Below are 18,908 nucleotides of genomic sequence, written 5' to 3' on the forward strand. Positions count from 1 at the left end.
CGGGTGGCACTTTGCACAATGCGGCAGTGAACAGGCAGTCACTTTCGCGGCCGGATCCGCTGATCCGACCTCGCTGTTTTTTTGAGCGAACAGGCTGAACCTAGGATGAATAGGCCCTGACAAGCGCTCCCCGCCCCTGTATAGTTCGCCGCATTCAGGTTTTCCATCGGCCCGTTTCGCTTATCCACGGGATCGCTTTCTACGCGATCTAAGGCCGCATGACCTGTGCAACCATCCCTGATGACCCACGACTTTTTAAGGGGGGACAGATGATCACCGCCTACATTCTCAATAACAAGGTACTGGACATAGTCACGCTCGGGCCTGACGACATACTGCCTGACAACACCGTCTGGCTGGATGCCTACAAGCCGGACACGGCGGAGCGAGAATGGTTGACCGGCCTGTTTCTGGAAGAGGTCCCCGACAAGGAAGAGCTGGACGACATCGAAGCATCCGCCCGCTTTTACTGGGATACCGATGGTCTGCACATTCACTCCCTGTTTCCCCAGCGGATCGGTCGTGACACCAAGGGTGTCCACGTCTCCTTTACCCTGCGCAACAACCTGCTGATCAGCATCCGCGAGGATGACATCGGCTTGGTGCGCCTGCTGCGCCACTACATGCGCCAGGACAGGCTGGAGGTGGAGGATGCCCTCGACATACTGCTGGAGGTGCAGAACCTCAAGGTGGAGTACCTCTCGGATCTCATCGAAGACGGTTACAAGACCCTGGAAAACACCGCCGATCAAATCTTCGAGCCGGACCAGATCAATCCCATGCTCAAGGAGTTGATGGCGCAGGAAGAGGCCAACGGCCAGATCCGTCTCTCCCTGCACGATACCCGTCGCGCCTTGCGGTTTCTCAAGCGCAGCCTGCGCCAGCGCATGACGGGCGAGCAGAACAAGTGGATCGACGAGATGCTGCACGACGTGGAGTCCCTCTTGCCCCACACCCAGTTCCTGTTCGACAAGATCAACTTCCAGCTGGAGGCCTCCATGGGGGTCACCAATCTGGAGCAGAACAAGGTGATCAAGATCTTCTCGGTGGCCGCCGTGATCTTCCTGCCGCCGACCCTGATCGCCAGCATCTACGGCATGAACTTCGGTCGTATGCCGGAGCTGGCCTGGGAGTATGGCTATCCCATGTCGCTGGTGCTGATGGTGATGTCATCCCTCGGCACAGGCCTCTTCTTCAAGCGCAAGGGCTGGCTGTAACGCCGCCAGAAAGTGCGATAAGAAGAGACGATGGATTGGGGGGGCACTGGCCCCCCGATTAATTCGTGTCACCCGGCATGCCTTGCAAAGGGCGCCACTCTGCCCCATATCCTCTTCATCATTTGCACAACCCAGGCGATAACGGGCGACCATGACCCTCTACCCCGAACACAGATATGACGATCACGGCCAGTTGCGCCCTCCCCTCTGGTTTTGGCCCATCGCCCTCTTGCTGACCCGCTCGGTCTGGCTGTTTCTGATGGCCGGGGTCACCCGCGAGAGCGGCAGCGAGATCCTGACCCTCTTCTATCCGGACAAGATCAGCCTCTACATCAGCCTGCTGACTGACGTGCCCGCCATGCTGGCACTGCTCGCCTTTGGCGGCACCTATCAGCAGACTGACAGCGTGCGCGCCTGGCTCAGACGCCACAGCCGCGGCCTCTTGCTCTGCTCCACCATCAGCGGCCTGGTAATGCAGCTGCACAGCCTCAACCTGCAGAAATGGTCGTTCAGCTGGCCCACCGCCCTGGTGCTGATCGGCAGCCTCTGGGCACTCTGGTATCTGCTGCGCAGCCGCCAGATCCGCGAATACGCGGCCGATCAACCTCACTGAGCATGCAGGGGTCACTCATTGACGAGTGACCCGGATCTGCAGGGTCTGGCGATCGCTCTGAGTACCACTCCCCCCCTGCAACTGGGTACCCAGGCTGCTCCCTTGCCCGGCCGATTTAGTGGATAACTCCCCTACCGTCAGCCACTGACCCGGGGCACCGCTCACCTCGGTGGCGTTCTGCCCCGTGGTGAGGGTGCCTTGCTCCAGTCTGGCCTGCTCACTGCTGAGCGCTATCTGCACCCTGTCCCCTATCAGGGTGGCGGTGGCGTAGAGACCGTTGATGAGCGGCATCAAGCCCACCACCTGACCACCACGCCACTGATAGAAGGTGACCGGCTGGTAGGATCCCATCTGCAGCAACACGGGCCGCCCCGACAGGCCGCGCACCTGCCAGCTGTCGTTCTGGCTGCGCTGGTATTGCCGGGCATTGCCCTCAAGCAACCATTGCCGTTTGGCCGCATCACCACCGATACCCGCCTCTATCTGCTGACCGCTTGAGGCACCATCCACCCGCCATTCGACAAGCAGGCTCTGGGGCGGCTGGTTGAGTTTGGCCAGGGTCGCTTCGGCCTCCTGCAACTGGGCCGCACGGCCGCTCAGCACCAGCTGGTTGCCCATGGCACTCACCCCGAGGTCCGGGTAGATCTCCTTGAGGGTCTGCACCATGGCCTCGGCCTCGAATACCGGGATCACCTTGACCTCGGCCCGCAGCGGCAGGCACCAGAGCCCCCACAGCAACAAGATCCCGCTCCAACGCCACCTTTTCATCTCTCTCTCCTGTCCGGAAGCCCGGCTCACCGCCTCTGCCAGTCTGGCTGTCACCATCATGATCCATCTGCCTCGCTTTTCAATGACTTTGCACCCCAGGGGCAATGGCGGCATGGGCCGGAGCGCCCCCCTTGGCAGCCTGCGAGCGGAAAGGACGGAGATAGATCAAATAACACAAATAAAAATGATTACCATTTGTTGTCACGTAAAAATCGCTCGGATACAATTCGGACTCATTTTTTCGAGCCCACTTCTGATGAAGCCAGCAAACGCCGTCACCACTACCCCTGCTGCCATCCATCTGGCGATGCTGATCAACATGCTCTCCATGGGCAGCATGATGATGGTGATGCCCCTTGGGCCGGATCTGGTCATCAGCCTCGGCATGCAACCGGAGCAAACCGGTTATTTCAGCGGCGGCGCCACCCTTGGCGCGGCCCTGATGGGCCTCATCGCAGCCCCCTGGCTCGATCGCGTCAACCGCAAACCCGCCCTGCTGGTGCTGCTGACCCTGCGCTTCTTGCTGCTGATGGCTTGCGCCCTGGTTCAGAACAGCCAGCAGCTGCTGATGCTGTTCATACTGTCGGGCTGCGTGGCCGGGCCTCTTTCCGCCATCCTGATGGCCGCCGTGCTGGACCTGGTCCCCCCGGCCGAGCGGGGCCGCCGCCTCGCCTATGTGGGGATGGCGTTCTCGCTGGCCGCCATCCTGATAGTGCCTATTGCCCTCATCCTGGCCCAATGGCTCGGCTGGCAGAGCCCCTTCCTGCTGTTCGGTGCTGGCGGCCTGCTGCTGGCCCTGCTGTGCGCCCTGCTGCTGCCCTCCCTGCCGATCACCCGTTCTCCCCAGGGTAGCGGGCTGCGCCAGCTGCTGGGATCGCCGCTCTGCCAGGGCGCTCTGCTCATTCTCTCTTTGCAGATGTTCGGTCATTTCCTGCTGATCCCGCATTTTGCCAACTACTTCCAGTTCAACCTCGCCTTCCCCCGCGAGCAGATCGCCGCCCTCTACCTGTGTGGCGGCCTCGCCAGCATGGCAACCATGCGGCTGTGCGGTGGCTGGATCGATCAGGGCCGGGCGCTGGCCGCCATCCTGATCACCAGCCTGTTGCTGGCACTGGTCACCCTGCTCGGCTTCGCCGCCCCCGTTGGCGTGCCCGTCTATCTGTTGTTTACCCTCTTCATGGCGCTGAGCTCGGCCCGATCCAGCACCACGCTCGCCATCACGGCCGCCATTCCGGCCCCCCATCAGCGCGCCGCCTTCATGTCTTTTCAGGGCACGGTGACCAATGTGGCGGCGGGTCTCGGCAGCCTGATCTCGGCCAGGTATCTCTTCTCGGACAGCACAGGTGCCCTGCACGGCTTTGCAGGGCTTGCCTGGATCAATATTGCCTGCAGCCTGCTGGCCTGTGGTGGCGTCTGGCTCCTGCTCAAGGGACTGGCGCAGACAAGGAATAACAATAACCCCGCGTCTGGTACGGCCAGACAGGGAAGTCAGTGAGCCACCGGCCCCAGAGCCGGACCCCATAACCTCTGTTTTATTCATGGAGTTTTGACTATGCAGTTGCAGCCTGGCGTATTTCGCTTGAACCCGATTTTGCTCTCCCTCGGTCTGTTTGCCCTGCCGGGCCTGGCCCAGGCCGAGTTGCCCAAAGCCAACGAGACCATGGTGGTCACCGCCACCCAGACCAAGCACACGGAACTGTCCGCCCCGGCCAGCGTCTCTGTGGTGACCCGCGCCGATCTGGACAAGATGAACGCCAACAACATAGGCGATGCCCTCAAGCATGTGCCGGGTGTCAACATCATAGGCACCAACCCCACAGGTCGCAGCGAGATCAAGATCCGCGGTATGGGCGGCGACTACACACTGCTGCTGATCAACGGCAAACGGGTCAACGCCCGTGAGACCCTGGGCAGCTCCTTTGGCAATGACTTCGACTTGAGCTCCATCCCCATGGCGGCCATAGAGCGCATCGAAGTGATCCGTGGCCCCGTCTCCTCCCTGTACGGTGCCGATGCCTTGGGCGGCGTGGTCAACGTGATCCTGCGCCAGGCCAAGGAGAAAACGGAAGCGGCCTTCGGCTACACCCACTCCATGCCCACCAAGGGCGACGGTGGCGATGCCAACCAGGGCAGCGCCTTTGTCTCCGGTGCCCTCATCGACAACAAGCTGCTGGGCAGCGTGGTGGTGGAAGGCTATCAGCGCGACCGCTGGCACAGCGATCAGTCCAACAACCTGGATGCCGATGCGCTGGAAAAACGGGAAGTGGTCAATGTGCTCTCCAGCCTGAAGTGGCTGGTCAGTGACAACCAGGATATCGATTTCGATCTGGGCTACAACCAGAACGACATGGACAGCTACTTCAACAACGTGCCCCGTGCCCCGACCGCACCGGCCACCCCGCACAACGTGCAAAAACTCGATCGTCTGAGCCTGGGGCTGACCCACAACGGCCGTTGGGAGCACTTCGACAGCCGGGCTCGTTACTACTTCGAGCAGACGGATCTGATGGATGACTCCCAGCTCAATGGCGGCGCCGCCGATGTCACCCAGACCAACCACACTGTCGATGGCCAGCTGAGCGGCTATCTGGGGGATCACCTGCTGACCTCGGGTGCCGAGATGCGCAAGACCGAGCTGGAGCACAGCCGCAGCATCACCAACGGCAGCGTGGATGCCAGCCAGAGCGCCCTCTATCTGCAGGACGAATTCAGCCTGGGGGATCTGGCGCTGACCCTCTCCGGCCGCCTCGACCATCATGAAACCTATGGCAACGAATTCAGCCCGCGCGCCTATGCCCTCTACAAACTGACCGACGAGTGGGTGATCAAGGGTGGCGCCGGCAAGGCGTTCAAGGCACCGACCCTGGCCCAGTCCAGCGAAGGCTTCGCCACCACCGCCTGCCGTGGCGCCTGCAAGGTGGTCGGCAACCCGAACCTGAAACCGGAAACCGCCGTCAGCTATGAGCTGGGCACCGCCTACGAGAGCGCTCGCTTCGGCGCAGGTGTGACCGGCTTCCACAACGACATCGAAGATCTGATCCAGAGCGATCAGTGGGGTCCGGGCTACCGTCCGACCGTCATGACCTACCTCAACGTCAAGAAGGCACGGGTGAAAGGGCTGGAGCTGACCGGCTGGGTCGATGTACTGGACAACGTCAAGCTGACCGGTAACTGGAGCCTGCTGGATTCCCAAGACAAGAGCACGGGCGACGATCTGGCCAAGACCCCGGATCACACCGGCAACCTCAGCCTGGATTGGCAAGCCACCGAGATCGTCAGCACCAACCTGGCCTGGCAATACGTGGGCAGCCAGTTCATCAAGGTGCCGATGCACAACTCTCAGGCGCTCAAGTCCAAGCACTATCAGACCCTGGACCTCAACACCAACTGGAAAGTCACGCCGGCGCTCGACTTCAAACTCGGCATCACCAACCTGACCAACACCCAGCGTGACCAGGTCGCCACCGACGCCGACTTCATTCTGGAAGGTCGCACCGTCTATGCCGGGGTGAATTACAAGCTATAATCCCCTGTTCGGGAGCCCAAGCGGGCTCCCTTTTTCCGTTTTTATCGCCTCGACAATAAGGAGTATCCGGGTGCTCAGACACCAAACACAGCTGTTCTGGCTGGGAGTTGTTCTCCTGTTCATGCTGATCTGTCTGTCACTGGCCACGGGTGCCGGTGTCTATGGTGGCCGCGAGGTCGCCGGATTTCTGCTGGGCGATCCCGCCCTCATGGCCGACGAAAAGCTCGCCATGATCATTCATACCCTGCGTCTGCCCCGCACCCTGTGTGCCCTGGTGGTGGGCGTCTGTCTCGCGCTGGCGGCCTCCATGCTGCAAAGCGCCACCCGCAATCCGCTGGCCGAGCCCGGCCTGCTCGGCGTCAACGCCGGCGCCGTCTTCGCCCTAGTGATAGGGCTGACCTATTTTGGCGTTGAATCCGCCTACGGTTACCTGCTCTGGTCCGGCATGGGTGCCCTGCTTGGCAACCTCATCGTACTGGGTCTCGGCCTGATGGTGGGTCGCTCCAATCCGCTCAAGCTCATCCTGGTGGGGGTCGCCCTCTCCGCCACCTTTGGCGGCCTCTCCAACTTCCTGCTGCTCTCCAACAAGGTGGTGCTGGAGCAGTTCCGCTTCTGGAACCTGGGGTCTCTGGCCGCCTCGGATCTCGACGCCGTGCTCACTGTGGTGCCCTTCGCCCTGGCCGGTCTGCTGCTGACCCTGGCCCTGTGCCGCCAGCTCACCCTGATGCAGATGGGAGACAACCAGGCCCAGGCCCTCGGCATACGGCCGACCCGGGTGCGGATCGGTGTGCTGCTGGCCGCCACCCTGTTTACCGCCTGCGCCATCGCCATCGCCGGCCCCATCGGCTTCGTCGGCTTTCTGGCCGCCTACTGCGCCCGTCTGGTGGAGCCGGTGCGCCTCGCCATCCAGGTGCGTTTCTCCGCCCTGTTTGGTGTGCTGTTCCTGCTGGGGGCCGACATACTGGCCCGCTGGCTGATCCAGCCGTTCGAGCTGCCCAACGGCGTGATCCTGGCGCTGATCGGTGCCCCCGTGCTCATCATGGTGGTACGCAGCGGTGGCTTCCGTTCCCTGCTGGCCGTCAAATAAGGTCGCCCTGCCTCATGAACAATCCAATGAACACATCGCTGAACGCTTCACTCCCCTCTGGCACCCTCTGCCTGCGACTGGGTGAACGCACCCTGCTGCTGCACCGCCGCGCCTGGCTTATCACCCTGGGCTTGGTGCTCGTACTGGCGTTGCTCTCCCTGCTGGCGCTGACCCTGGGTTCAAGCAAGCTCACCATGCTGGGGGTCATGCAGACCCTGCTTGGCGAGGGGAGCCGGCTCGATGAGGTGACTGTCTTCAAGATCCGGCTGCCGCGCATCGTCGCCGTCTTGGTGGCAGGCGCTGCCATGGGCCTCTCCGGCTGCCTGGTGCAGACCCTCATTCGCAACCGCCTCGCCACCCCGGACATGATAGGGGTCAACGAGGGGGCGTCGCTGGCCATCATCGCCTTCTCCCTCTACCTCACTCTGGGCAGCTGGCCCTGGTGGGCCGCGCCACTCGGCGCCCTGTTTGCAGCCGCCGTGCTCTACGCCCTGTGCAACAAGCCGGGGGAGCAAGGCTATCTGTTCGTGGTGATCGGCATCGGCGTCTCCGAGCTGATGAACGCCATCGGCCAGTTCGTCATGTCCACCCAGTCGCTGGTGCACCTCACCAGCCTCTACCTGTGGAACATGGGCAACTTCGTCGGCCAGGGCTACAACACAGTCTTGCCTGTGGGGATCCTGATCCTGCTGGTCTGTCCCTGGATCATTTATCTCTCCCGCGCCCTGGGCGTGCTGCGTCTTGGCCCTGTCACAGCACAGAGCCTGGGGGTAAACGTCAACCGGGTGCAGCTCGGCGTGCTGGCCCAGGCCATCGTCGTGGCGGCCCTTGGCACCGCCATCGGCGGTCCTGTGGTGTTCATCGCCATGGCGGCCCCCATACTCGCCTCCTGGATGAGCCGGGATCGCATAGTGCCACTGTGGATTGCCGCCCTGTGTGGCGCCCTGCTGCTGCTGGCGAGCGACACCCTGGTGCGGGTACTGGCCAGCCCCCATGAGGTCGCCACCGGCATCATGACCCGTATTCTTGGCGGCATACTGCTGCTGTTTATTCTGATCAAAGACAGACAGAGAACCGACTGATGACCCTCACCCTAAATCGCCTCCACTTCGGCTATCAGCAAAAGCCCGTCTTCAACGACATCTCCTTCACCATTCCCAAGGGCAAGCTGGTCGGCATCGTCGGCCCCAATGGCGGCGGCAAATCCACCCTGCTCAAGCTGCTGGCCGGCCAGGAGCAGCCCCAATCCGGTGAGATACTGCTCAAGGGCAAACCGCTGGAGAGTTATGGCATGAAGGCGCTGGCCCGGGAGCTTGCCTACCTGCCCCAGCGTCCCCTGGTGCCCGCCGGCATTCAGGTCGAGCAGCTGGTGCAGTACGGCCGCCACCCCCATCAGGGCTGGTTCAATCAGTGGAGTGAAGAGGATGCCCGCATGGTGCGCTGGGCCTGCGAGCGGATGCAGCTTGGCGACATCTTGCAACAGAGCGCCAGCTCCCTCTCCGGCGGCCAGGCCCAGCGAGTGTGGCTGGCCATGGTGCTGGCCCAGGACGCGGACATCATCTTGCTGGATGAACCCACCAGTGCGCTGGATATCGGCCACCAGACCGAGGTGATGGAGGCAATCCACCAGATCACCGCCGAGGGCAAGACGGTGCTCATCGTCATCCACGATCTCGCCACCGCCGCTCGCTACTGCGACGAGCTGATCGCCATCGGCGAGGGCAAGATCCAGGCCATGGGCCCGGCTCGCGAGGTGGTGACCAAGCCCCTCATCGACCGCCTCTACCAGACCGACGTGGACATACTGCACGCCCCCGGCGATGGCGCTCCCATCATAGTGCCGCGCCGCCGCCCGCAGGCCTTTGCCATGAAGCAGCAAGCCTGAACGCAGGATAAAAAAACCGCCTTGATGGCGGTTTTTTTATCCCATGACACCGAACGGCAGAGGCACGTTCAGAGCACAAGCGTGGTCAGCACGCCCCCCGGCAAGCGTTGCCAGTGCAGGGTACAGTGCCAGCCGGCAGGCAGATCCGGGGTCAGCGCGCTTTTTAGTTCGAGGGTGAGGGTCTGCTCCGTCATGGCCAGCCAGCGAGCATCGAGAAAGTCAAAATAGCGCCCCACCCTGGGGTAGAGCGCCTTGAACAGGCTCTCCTTGGCGGAGAACACCAGGGTCAACCCCAAGGCCGGACCGAGCGGACAGCGCTGCAGCCGTCCCCACTCCTCATCATTCACAATGCCGGGCCAGAGCTCGCTCGCCTGCCCATCCTCCAGCCAGGCTTCCAGATCCAGCCCCATCCCTGCCTGACCCGGACGTACCGCACACAGAGCCATGCCGCGCCCCTGCAACAGGCTGTGGCTGATGCTGCCCTCAAACCCCGCAGGCCAGCGCGGCTCGCGGGCCGAGCCTATGGCCACCACGTGATCACCCAGCCCAAAGCTCTGCAGGGCCTGGCGCGCCGCCAGCCGACCGGCCAGAAACTCCCCCAGCCGCTTGGGGGCCGCGCGCTGCAAGCTGGCGGGCAGCAGGATCCGGACTTGCTCATAGCAGGTCGGAGTGAAGGCGGCGGGATCGAAGCAGACCCGCTGCAGCGCAATATGCGCCGCACTGGGCAGCGGCAGGCAGTCGGCCTGCAGGATAAAGCTGCCTCGGGATCCAGCAGCCTGGGGAGCGATTGGCATCGAAAAGGCCCTTGGTTCGAGAGCGATCATGGTAGCAAATCACCCCCTCCCAGCACCACAAACGCAAATGACAATTTTTATCATTTGAATTTGTGATAGCATAAGTCCGCCCGTTTGGGGCCCGGTTTTTCGCTGATTTCACCAAGAAGGATGTAACGATGAAGATCTCCTCCCCCCTGGCCGCCGTGCTCATGCTGGCCAGCCTGGTCGGTTTTCAGGCCCAGGCCAGCACCGAGACCCGTCAGGTGACCGATGCCGATGGCAAGACCCAGGTCGTGCCCACCCAGCCCAAGCGGGTGGTGGTGCTGAGCGAAATCGATCTGGATACGGCCCTGACCCTGGGGTTGCAGCCGGTCGGCACCGTCAACGGTCGTGGCCAGGGCACATTGCCCCGTTACCTGCTGAACAAGGCGGGCAAGGATATCGCCGTGGTCGGCGATCTGGACAACCCCAATCTGGAGCGGCTGATCGACCTGGAGCCGGATCTCATCCTGACCGGCCAGACCAAACCCGAGCTGCTGACCCTGCTGCAAGAGATAGCCCCCACAGTCGTCACCGGCAACTGGGGTGATTCCTGGAAGGAGATCTTCAATCGCAGCGCCCACGTGCTGAACCGGGACGCCGAGGGCAAGGCCTTCCTCGCCCAGTATGACGCCCGCCTGCAAGAGGCCCGCAGCAAGCTTGCCAAGCATCAGGGCGAGCGCCTGAGCATAGTGCGCTGGAACCCGAAGGGCCCGAGCTACATGCACAGCGGCACCTTCGCCAGCAGCGTGGTGGAAGAGATGGGGCTGACCCGTCCGACCCACCAGATCGGCGACAAGACCCCCCACTCCCCGGCCCTGAGCCTGGAGTCCCTCAACCTGCTGGACGGTGACTGGCTGGTGATAGGCACCCTGAGCGCCAGCGGCGATGCGGTGGATGCCATGAAGCAGGCCGAGCAGACCCCGGCCTTCCAGCAACTGAACGCCATCAAGGGCAAGCGCTTTGGCGCCGTGGACGGCTCGCTGTGGACCTCCACCGGCGGCCCCCAGGCGGCCCTCAAGGTGATCGACGACGTCGAGCTGCTGCTCGCCAAACCGGATGCGGCCCCCATCACCCAATAAGCCCGCGCTCATATGGCAAAAAAGAAGCCCGCATCATGCGGGCTTCTTTTTTATGGACGTTTGGCGCTTTCCAGTCGCCCTATTCAGGCAGTGGCAGCGCCTTTCTATCCAATTTTCCGCTGCCTGTCTTGGGCAGGGCATCGAGCAGGATGATCCGCGCCGGCACCATGTAGTGCGGCAGCGTGGCCTGCAACCCCTTGCGCAGGGCGAGGCGATTGAGGATCACCCCGGCTTTGGCCTCCACATAGCCCACCAGCATGGCCTCGTCCCCCTCGCCAAAGAGGCGCACCGCCGCCTCCTGCACCCCGGGTTGGCGGCGAAGGCCCGCCTCCACCTCCCCGAGCTCAATGCGAAAACCGCGCAGCTTGACCTGATCGTCGCGCCGCCCCAGATAGAGGAAGCGATCCGCCCCCAGTCGGCGCACCCGATCGCCGGTGCGATAGAGGCGATGGGCATCGACCCGCAGGAAGGCGGCGCTCGTCAAGGCCGGCTTGCGCCAGTAGCCTTCACACAGGGCCGGGCTCTCGATGCAGAGCTCGCCGCACTCCCCCTCAGATACCGGCAGCCCCACCTCGTCCAGCACCCAGTGGCGGTAGCCGGGCAGGCTGTGGCTGATGGTGATCTGCCCCTCCGCCGGCGGCCAGCGCACCTCGCTCACCAGCGACCAGACGGTGGCCTCGGTCGGCCCGTAGCAGTTCCACAGCCGCTGGGTGCGACTGCAGAGCTGCTCGGCCAATCCCGAGTCCAGCGCCTCGCCGCCACACAGTGCTGTGAGGCGCTCGCGCCCCTGCCAGCCTGCTTTGAGCAGCATGCGCCAGCAAGCCGGGGTGGCCTGCAGGAAGTTGATGGAAGGATCCGCCTCAAGCAACGCCATCATTCCCAGCGGATCCTTGTTGTGCTGGCCGCCGGCCACCGTCAGCCGGCCCCCGCCCCAAAGCGGGCCCAGCATCTCCAGCAGCGAGATGTCGAAGGCCGGGGTGGTGATAAAGAGCCAATGGCAGTTAGGTGATAGCCCGAGCCGCTCGCGGATCCCGTCGAGGAAGCAGAGCAAGGCCCGCCGGCTGATGACCACCCCCTTGGGCTCGCCGGTGGAGCCCGAGGTGAACATCATGTAGGCCGCCAGCGCATCGTCCACGTTGGGCCACTGCACGGTCGCAGCCCCCGCGTGACCGAGACCGGCGAGGGAGTGCAGCGGACAGCCGAAGGTCGGTACCTCCCGATCTCCATCGCAGATCACCGCCGAGAGCCGGGCCTGACGGGCGATACCCTGCAGCCGCTCCACCGGGAAATCCGGCTCGAGCGGCACAAAGGTGAGGCCGAGGCGCAGGCAGGCGAGCAGGCAGGCCACCAGATCCGGGCCTCGCGCCAGATAGAGGCCGACCCGCTCTCCCACCGCCAGCCCCTGCAGGCGGGCGGCGATCTGACCGACCCGCAGGCTGAGCTCGCCATAGTTGAGCCAGGCACCGGGTCCGGTCTCGCCTATGCCGCGCTCACTCATGCCTTGCTCACTCATACCGACCCCGCCCATGCCGATGGCGGGGGCCAGCGGGGTGGCGGCGAGGCAATGGGCCAGACGCGAGCCCAGGGTCTGCTCGGCGGCTGTACGGCGTTGCAAGCTGCCCATCTCCCGGCTTGCGAGCGGTTTGACGCTCTCTTTTTCAACTTGGGTCAGGGCCGTCATAGCACCTCCTCGGGCAGCCGCACCAGCCAGTGCTGATAGAGCCGGCTGGGGGATGAATGGGCCTTGAGATCCCGCAGGGTGAGCGGCGCACGCTCGCCGGCAAAGGCAGCATTGAGAGCCGCCAGCAGGGCGAGCTGCTGCACCGAATCCACCCCGAGTTCACACAGGGTCTGTTGCCAGACGCCGGGTACGCCGCACTGGCGCTCCCACAGGGCCACCAGCGGACGAGCCGCAGGCGGACAGGGCTCAGCGACTGGCGCCGCGACGCGCGCTGCCACGGGGGCAGGCAGGCTCATCTCATCGGGTCTGGCCGGCAGCGCAAAGTGCGCCCCCGCCAGCCAGCCGAGCTCGGTCAGCCAGGCGGCCAGCACGGCTTCGGCCTTCGCCATGGGGATCAGATCCCCGTCGAACTCAAAGCGCAGATTGAACTGACCGCCGCGGGCGTTCACCACCAGGGAGAGCGGCAGCTCCACCTTCTCCACCACGGCGCCAAAGCGCGGCACCAGCTGATGGGGTTCTGGCTCCTCCGACAGCGCCGGCACCGGATAATTCTCGAACACGAACAGGCTCTGGAACAGGCGCGCCCTGCCCTGCGTCAGCGCGGCGAGCGACTGGGTGCCGTGCTCATTGAGGGCCATCAAATCCGACTGCAGCCGGGCGATATGCTCGGCCAGGGTCGCCTCGGTGCGCCAATCCAGGATAAGCGGCAGGCTGTTGATATAGAGGCCGACGCTCTGGGTAATCCCCTCGATGGGGAAATCCCGGCCCGGCGTCACGTTGCCCACCAGGGTGATGTCGTCGCCACAGCAGCGGGCCAACAGGCGATGCCAGGCATACTGGGCCAGCAAGCCCGTGGTCACCCCCAACTCGCGAGCGCGGGCTTCCAGTTGAGCCGACACGTGCGGCGCCAGGGTCTGGCCGCACACCGCAGGCCTGTGCTGCGTCAGCTGCGGCTCCAGCGCCACCCCAAACAAGCGGGAGAGATCGTTGGGTCGGGCCAACAGCTCGGCGCGTCCCTGCCAGTAGGCCTCGCTGGCGCGGGTTTGGCTCGCGATATGACGGCCAAATTCGAGCCAGGCCCCATCCGCTTCGGCTTGCGGCAGCAGGCCGTTCATCAGGGCTTGATAGCAGCGATGCAGGGAGCCCAGCAATACGGGACCACTCCAGCCATCCAGCACGCCATGGTGGGCACTGAAAATGACCTTGTGGTGATCGGGTGCCAGTTTGAAGCAGGCGACCCGCAGCAAGGGAGCCTGCTCGAGCGGGATCGGGCGGGCCAGATCCTGCTGGCGATAGGCCGCGATGCGCGCCTCGGCCTGCTCATCCCCCACCAGATCCTGATAGTGGAATGGCAGCTCGGCATGGCGCAGGATGCGCTGCAGCGCCACCCCATCCGCCAGCACCAGTTCGCTGCGCAGGGCCGGCCAGCGGGCGATCTGCGCCTGCCAGGCCTGTCGGTAGACCGCCAGGTCCAGTGGCTGGCGATACGCCATTTCGGTCTGCAGATGGTAAGCCGTGTCACGGGGCGCCAGCTCCCTGTGATAGCGCATGCTCTGCTGCAAGGACGTCATGGGCAGCAGTGTCTCCACCTCGCGCCCGCTCAGCACCTGGTCGAGCGCCGCTTGCGAGAGGCCAAGCCCCGGGAAGTCGCTCGGGGTGTGGTGCGGGGCGCTCACCCCACAGCAGTGATCCACCAGGGCACGCAGGTTGGCCGCCAATCTCACCATCAGGGCGTCGCTCCCTTGCTGGTTGAGGGCGCCTACCTGGCGCAGGGTGAGGCAGCCGTCATAGACGCCCCCGTGCAGGCTGATGAGCTCGCGTGGCAAGTTGTCCGGTGAGGAGGGCGCCCCCGGCGCCATGGGCAGGGGCTGCCAGGGCTGACCTGCAGCGCCCTGATGGCTGACTCCCAGATAGTTGAAGACGATGAGGGCCTCGGGCAGTTCCCAGCCACGGGGATGGTGCAGACGAAGGGCGTTGAAGCCTACCCCCTTGTCCGGTACGGCCCGCAGCCGCTCCTTGGTGGCGCACACCAGCGCATCCCACTCTGGCTCATCGGCCAGCGCCAGCGGATAGGTGCTGGTGAACCAGCCCAGGGTGCGGCTCACATCGAGTTCAGCATCGATTGCCTCTCGCCCGTGCCCTTCCAGCATCACGCAGTGGCGTGCGCCATAGCCCAGCTGGCTCAAGGTGCGAGTCAGGGCGGCCAGCAACAAGTCGGGTACCCGGGTGAAGAAGGCCTGATTGGCCGGGTCAATCAAGCGGGCTGTGGTCTCCTTGTCCAGTTGCAGCAGGCTGGCGGCGGCGCGGCCATTTTCGGCGCGCTGTGCTTCCAGCAGTCCTCGCTGGTTGCCCTCCCCCTGGGCCAGCCAGAACGCCAGCTGATCTTCTTCGCGCAGGGCGTAGGCGGCCAGCCCTTCGCCCCACTGGCGATAGCTGCTGCCCTTGGCGGGCAGGGGCTCGCCCCTGCTCACCCGGGCGAGATCCTCGGCCAGAATGCGCCAGGAGACTGCATCAATGACCAGATGGTGGAAGGCAAGGAAAAGCCCCTCCACCGGATCGGCCTCACCCTCGATGGCCAGGTTGCGCAGGCGGGCCCAGGCCAGGGTGTGGCCGCTGGCAGGATCCAGATCCCCTTGCAGTTCGGTCAGGCGGGCCTGCAGTTCAGCCCCGCCGAGTGTTTCTGCATCCAGGGTCGGCAAGGGCGGCAGCGCCAGCTCGGCCAGATAGCGCTGGCCGCCCGGGGTCACCGCCAGACGCAGGGCGTCGTGATGCTGGCGCAGGGTAGTCAGCCAGCCATGCAAGGCAACATCGTCCACCCCGGCAGGCAGGCGCAGTATTACCCCCTGGTTCCAGTGGCCGGGCTTGGCGAAGCCCTGCTCGAAGAACCAGTGCTGGATGGGATGGAGCGGGAAACCGCCGACCAGGTTGCCCTGTTCGGTCTGGTGGCTGACCGCCTGCTGCTGGCCGAGCTGGCGGCAGAGGCGGCGCACCGTCTTGGCCTCGAACACGTCCTTGACGCTGCAGTGCAGCCCCGCATCCCGCAGCCTTGTGGTGAGCTGGATGCTGAGGATGGAATCACCCCCCAGGCGGAAGAAGTCATCCTCCACTCCGAGGGGTTGCTTGAGCACCCCCTGCCAGATGGCGAGCACAGTCTGCTCCAGCTCGCTCTGCGGCTCGCGCTTGCTCTGCTGCCAATCAATGGCAGGCAGGCGGCGCAGGTCCAGTTTGCCGTTGGGGGTGAGCGGCATCTCGGGCAGCCAGCAGAGCCGCACCGGCACCATGTATTCGGGCAGGCATTCGCCAGCCCGTTGCAGCAGGGCCTCGCCGTCCGGCTCGCTCGCCCCCTCATGCAGGCAGGCGTACGCCAGCAGGCGACCCTCCTGCACCACCACCTTGATCTGGCGGATGGCCGGGCACAGCGCGGCGACTTGCGTCTCTATCTCGCCGGGCTCGATGCGATAGCCCCGCAGCTTGATCTGCTCGTCAATCCGGCCCAGATATTGGATGTTGCCGTCGCGGCGCCTGAGCGCCCGATCGCCTGTGCGGTAGAGGCGATGGGTACGACCGTCGAGAGCCAGCTCGATAAAAGCCTCCTGAGTGCGCTCAGGCAGATTGAGGTAGCCACGGGCAAGGCCGAGACCACTCAGGCAGAGCTCGCCGGGCACCCCCACGGGGCAGAGGTTGCCCCCTTCGTCCAGGATCAGCGCTTTTAAATTGCTGATGGGCTGGCCTATGGTGATGGGCTGACCCGGCACCAGCCGCGCGCAGAGCGCCGTGACTGTACACTCGGTCGGGCCGTACATGTTAAAGAGTGCTACCCGCTCCCCCCAGCGTTCCACCAGGCAGCTCGGGCAGGCTTCGCCACCAAAGCCGAGGGCGCGCAGAGAACCGAGATCGGTCGGTGGCAACAGGTTAGCCAGCAGGGCGGTGGGCAGGATCATATGGCTGGCGCCACAGTTGATCGCAGCCGTGATGGCCCCCTCACCCGGCTCGCCAAAGTGCAGGGCCGCGCCGCAGTAGAGCGGCAGCAGGGTTGTCATGTTGCCCGCATCGAACGAGAGGGACATGCAGTTGAACATGGCGCCATCCTGATCAAGGAGGATGCGTTCTGCATGATCCGCCATCAAGTTGATCAGGCTGCCCTGCTCCACCATGACCCCCTTGGGCAAGCCGGTACTGCCGGAGGTGTAGATGATCTGGGCCAGCATGGCCGCGTCCCGGGGGATGGCGCGAGTGCTGGTTGGCAACCCATCCAGCGCCAGCCGATGCAGGTTGTAGTAACCGGCATCTGTGCCCTTGATGGCCTCGGCGAGCCGGGCATCCGGCTCCCCTCCAAGCACCAGCGCAATGCTGGCGTCGCCGAGGATATGGGCCAGCCGCTCGGCGGGGTAGGCCGGGTCGAGCGGCACATAGGCCGCCCCCGCCTTCCAGCAGGCGAGCAGGGCGATGACGAAGGCCACATCCCGTCTGGCCTGGATGCCGATGGCGGCGCCCGGCTTCACGCCTCGGGCCAGCAGCCAGTGAGCCAGCCGGTTGGCGCGCGCCTCCAGCTCGCCGTAACTCAGGGCGCCTTCGCCATCACTCACCGCCAACGCATCGGGGAACTGCGCGGCCCGGCGCTCGATGTGGCAGAGCAGGGTGTCGCGGCTTGGGTAATCCTGCGGCAGGCTGGCAAGCTCGGCGGCCAGCGCGGCCTGGTCTGTGCCCACCTCCAGCGGCAGCTGCCAGATGTCGGTCTCGGGGGCCGCCACCACGGCGCGCATCAGGTGCAGCAGGCGATCGGCGTAAGACTGGATGGTCTCTCGCTCGAACAGGGCGGTGGCAAACAACCAGTCCACCCTGACGGAATCCATCAACTCGGTCACCTTGACCGAGATGTCGGTCTTGGCGGGCAGCACCGGCGAGGTCTCCTCCACCAGCTGGCAGCCGGGGATGAGATCGTTGAAATCCACCTTGGCCTGATAGACCAGCATGATCTGGAAGATGGGGTTGATGGCGGTGGTGCGATCGGCGCCTATGGCCTCGGCCAGCGCCTCGAAGCGGTAGAGCTGGTGATCGAAGGCCGCCAGGTCTTCCTCCCGGCACTGCTGCAGGTAGTCGACAAAGCTGGGCTTGCCGGTGAGTTGAGTACGCAGCACCAGGGTATTGACGAAGAAGCCCACCAGGGACTCTATCTCGTGACGCTCGCGGTACGCCAGCGGCGTGCCTATGACGACTTCCTTCTCGCCGCTCTGGCGCACCATCAGCAGGGCAAACAGGGCATGCAGGCCGATGAAGTTGGAGGTGTTGTAGCGCTGGCACAGCCGCTTGAAGCTCTCCCACAGGGCGTTGTCTATGGTGGAGAAGACCAGCTCGCCGCCGCTGGCCTGATGGGCCGGGCGGGGCTTGTCCAGCGGCAGGCCGTGCACCTCGGGGCTGCCACCGAGGCGGTCGACCCAGAACGGCTTGAACTCGGCGTGATAGTCAAGAAAGCGCGGCGAATTGAACCAGTGGGCATAGTCGAGGTAGGTGAGCGGCAACTCGGGCACGCTCAAGGGCTCCCGGTTCTGATGGGCCAGGAAGGCGCGCTTCAAGTCGGCAAACATGTTCTTGACCGACCAGCCGTCCGAGACGATGTGGTGCTGGGTGATCAACAGCACATGTTCATGGGACCCCAACCGAATAAGGTGCACCCGACTCAAGTCCCCTTTGGTCAGAGAGAAGGGGCGCCCTATCTCCTCGCGCACCCGCCTGGCCACATAGGCCTCGCGCTCGGCTGCGGGCTCTGCGCTCACATCCTCTATCTGCAGCTTGAAGGGCGCGTGGGGCAGTATCTCCTGGGCCCCCCTGCCCGCCTCGTCCTTGACGAAACGGGTGCGCATGCTGGGGTGGCGGGCAAACAGGTGATCGAAGGCAAATTCCAGGGCCGCCGTGTCCAGCTCGCCACGGACCCTGAAGTAGACCGGCATATTGTAGAGGTGGGAGGCCTCCTCGTACTGCTCGATGAACCAGAGCCCGCTCTGGGATGACGAGAGCGGGCCGCTCTGAACGCCTTGAGCGACAATGGGGGCCTCGAAGGCGGCGCGAGCCGCCAGACAGCGCACCAGCTCATCCTTGTGCGCCTTGATTTGGGCGCCGATGGCGGGGGTCAGTGCCTCCTTGCTCGACTGAGAAATCAGCTGCCCTTTCTCGTTGAGGGCCAGCCTGACACCCTGGCGTTCCAGCTGTTTTAGCAGCGTTATCATATTGTTCATG

At 64.4% G+C, this 18,908-nt stretch carries 12 protein-coding genes; 8 read left to right on the forward strand and 4 right to left on the reverse strand.

Features of this window, described 5'->3' with window-relative positions; translation table 11 throughout:
• Positions 1-269: 269 nt before the first annotated feature.
• Both corA and AC1P02_RS17820 read left to right on the forward strand, forming a co-directional pair.
• On the forward strand, positions 270-1,217 hold the full coding sequence (gene corA / locus AC1P02_RS17815; protein WP_005315297.1) for a magnesium/cobalt transporter CorA: 948 nt from the start codon (positions 270-272) through the stop codon (positions 1,215-1,217).
• Between the two features lie 151 nt (positions 1,218-1,368).
• Positions 1,369-1,830: a DUF2919 domain-containing protein gene (locus AC1P02_RS17820; protein ID WP_021139146.1), complete on the forward strand. Its 462-nt coding sequence runs from the start codon at positions 1,369-1,371 to the stop codon at positions 1,828-1,830.
• A 15-nt stretch (positions 1,831-1,845) separates the two neighbouring features.
• Here the strand turns inward: AC1P02_RS17820 and AC1P02_RS17825 are convergent, their stop codons facing one another.
• Positions 1,846-2,598 (reverse strand): hypothetical protein, encoded by a 753-nt coding sequence (locus tag AC1P02_RS17825; protein WP_485182794.1) that lies wholly within the window; start codon positions 2,596-2,598, stop codon positions 1,846-1,848.
• Positions 2,599-2,854: 256 nt separating this feature from the next.
• On the opposite strand from AC1P02_RS17825, the gene AC1P02_RS17830 reads away from it, so the two are divergent.
• From AC1P02_RS17830 to AC1P02_RS17850, 5 genes are all read left to right on the forward strand, one after another.
• A complete protein-coding gene (locus AC1P02_RS17830) occupies positions 2,855-4,093 on the forward strand; it encodes a siderophore amonabactin export MFS transporter (RefSeq protein WP_485182795.1) in 1,239 nt (412 codons plus the stop codon).
• A 57-nt stretch (positions 4,094-4,150) separates the two neighbouring features.
• Entirely contained in the window at positions 4,151-6,124 is a 1,974-nt protein-coding gene (locus AC1P02_RS17835) for a siderophore amonabactin TonB-dependent receptor (RefSeq protein ID WP_485182796.1), read from the forward strand.
• A gap of 70 nt (positions 6,125-6,194) precedes the next feature.
• Positions 6,195-7,211 carry an amonabactin ABC transporter permease subunit 2 gene (locus tag AC1P02_RS17840; protein ID WP_005315288.1) on the forward strand — a complete coding sequence of 339 codons (1,017 nt, stop codon included), beginning with the start codon at positions 6,195-6,197 and terminating at the stop codon, positions 7,209-7,211.
• 14 nt (positions 7,212-7,225) lie between these two features.
• Positions 7,226-8,293, forward strand: coding sequence for an amonabactin ABC transporter permease subunit 1 (locus AC1P02_RS17845; RefSeq protein WP_087755577.1), 1,068 nt, complete (start codon positions 7,226-7,228; stop codon positions 8,291-8,293).
• Positions 8,293-9,096, forward strand: coding sequence for an amonabactin ABC transporter ATP-binding protein (locus AC1P02_RS17850; RefSeq protein ID WP_058394042.1), 804 nt, complete (start codon positions 8,293-8,295; stop codon positions 9,094-9,096). The genes AC1P02_RS17845 and AC1P02_RS17850 overlap by 1 nt, the downstream gene beginning before the upstream one ends.
• Positions 9,097-9,164: 68 nt before the next feature.
• On the opposite strand, the gene amoD is transcribed toward AC1P02_RS17850, so the two are convergent.
• Entirely contained in the window at positions 9,165-9,890 is a 726-nt protein-coding gene (amoD, locus tag AC1P02_RS17855) for an amonabactin biosynthesis phosphopantetheinyl transferase AmoD (RefSeq protein ID WP_087755576.1), read from the reverse strand.
• A 158-nt stretch (positions 9,891-10,048) separates the two neighbouring features.
• Here amoD and AC1P02_RS17860 point away from each other — a divergent pair, with 158 nt between their 5' ends.
• Complete coding sequence (locus AC1P02_RS17860) at positions 10,049-10,993, forward strand: amonabactin ABC transporter substrate-binding protein (protein ID WP_087755575.1); 945 nt, start codon at positions 10,049-10,051, stop codon at positions 10,991-10,993.
• A gap of 79 nt (positions 10,994-11,072) precedes the next feature.
• Here the strand turns inward: AC1P02_RS17860 and amoH are convergent, their stop codons facing one another.
• Both amoH and amoG read right to left on the reverse strand, forming a co-directional pair.
• The gene (amoH, locus tag AC1P02_RS17865) at positions 11,073-12,674 is read right to left on the reverse strand and encodes an amonabactin biosynthesis glycine adenylation protein AmoH (RefSeq protein ID WP_087755574.1); all 1,602 of its coding nucleotides are present in this window, start codon (positions 12,672-12,674) and stop codon (positions 11,073-11,075) included.
• Complete coding sequence (gene amoG, locus AC1P02_RS17870; protein ID WP_485182797.1) at positions 12,671-18,907, reverse strand: amonabactin biosynthesis non-ribosomal peptide synthetase AmoG; 6,237 nt, start codon at positions 18,905-18,907, stop codon at positions 12,671-12,673. The genes amoH and amoG overlap by 4 nt, the downstream gene beginning before the upstream one ends.
• Between the last annotated feature and the right edge of the window lies 1 nt (position 18,908).

The organism is Aeromonas sp. TS_SC_11 (genome assembly GCF_057318915.1).

Bases quoted from the DNA above. Each gene is read 5' to 3' on its own strand.
- corA (WP_005315297.1), top strand. From the start codon at position 270: ATGATCACCGCCTACATTCTCAATAACAAGGTACTGGACATAGTCACG.
- AC1P02_RS17820 (WP_021139146.1), top strand. From the start codon at position 1,369: ATGACCCTCTACCCCGAACACAGATATGACGATCACGGCCAGTTGCGC.
- AC1P02_RS17825 (WP_485182794.1), bottom strand. From the start codon at position 2,598: ATGAAAAGGTGGCGTTGGAGCGGGATCTTGTTGCTGTGGGGGCTCTGG.
- AC1P02_RS17830 (WP_485182795.1), top strand. From the start codon at position 2,855: ATGAAGCCAGCAAACGCCGTCACCACTACCCCTGCTGCCATCCATCTG.
- AC1P02_RS17835 (WP_485182796.1), top strand. From the start codon at position 4,151: ATGCAGTTGCAGCCTGGCGTATTTCGCTTGAACCCGATTTTGCTCTCC.
- AC1P02_RS17845 (WP_087755577.1), top strand. From the start codon at position 7,226: ATGAACAATCCAATGAACACATCGCTGAACGCTTCACTCCCCTCTGGC.
- AC1P02_RS17850 (WP_058394042.1), top strand. From the start codon at position 8,293: ATGACCCTCACCCTAAATCGCCTCCACTTCGGCTATCAGCAAAAGCCC.
- amoD (WP_087755576.1), bottom strand. From the start codon at position 9,890: ATGCCAATCGCTCCCCAGGCTGCTGGATCCCGAGGCAGCTTTATCCTG.
- AC1P02_RS17860 (WP_087755575.1), top strand. From the start codon at position 10,049: ATGAAGATCTCCTCCCCCCTGGCCGCCGTGCTCATGCTGGCCAGCCTG.
- amoH (WP_087755574.1), bottom strand. From the start codon at position 12,674: ATGACGGCCCTGACCCAAGTTGAAAAAGAGAGCGTCAAACCGCTCGCA.
- amoG (WP_485182797.1), bottom strand. From the start codon at position 18,907: ATGAACAATATGATAACGCTGCTAAAACAGCTGGAACGCCAGGGTGTC.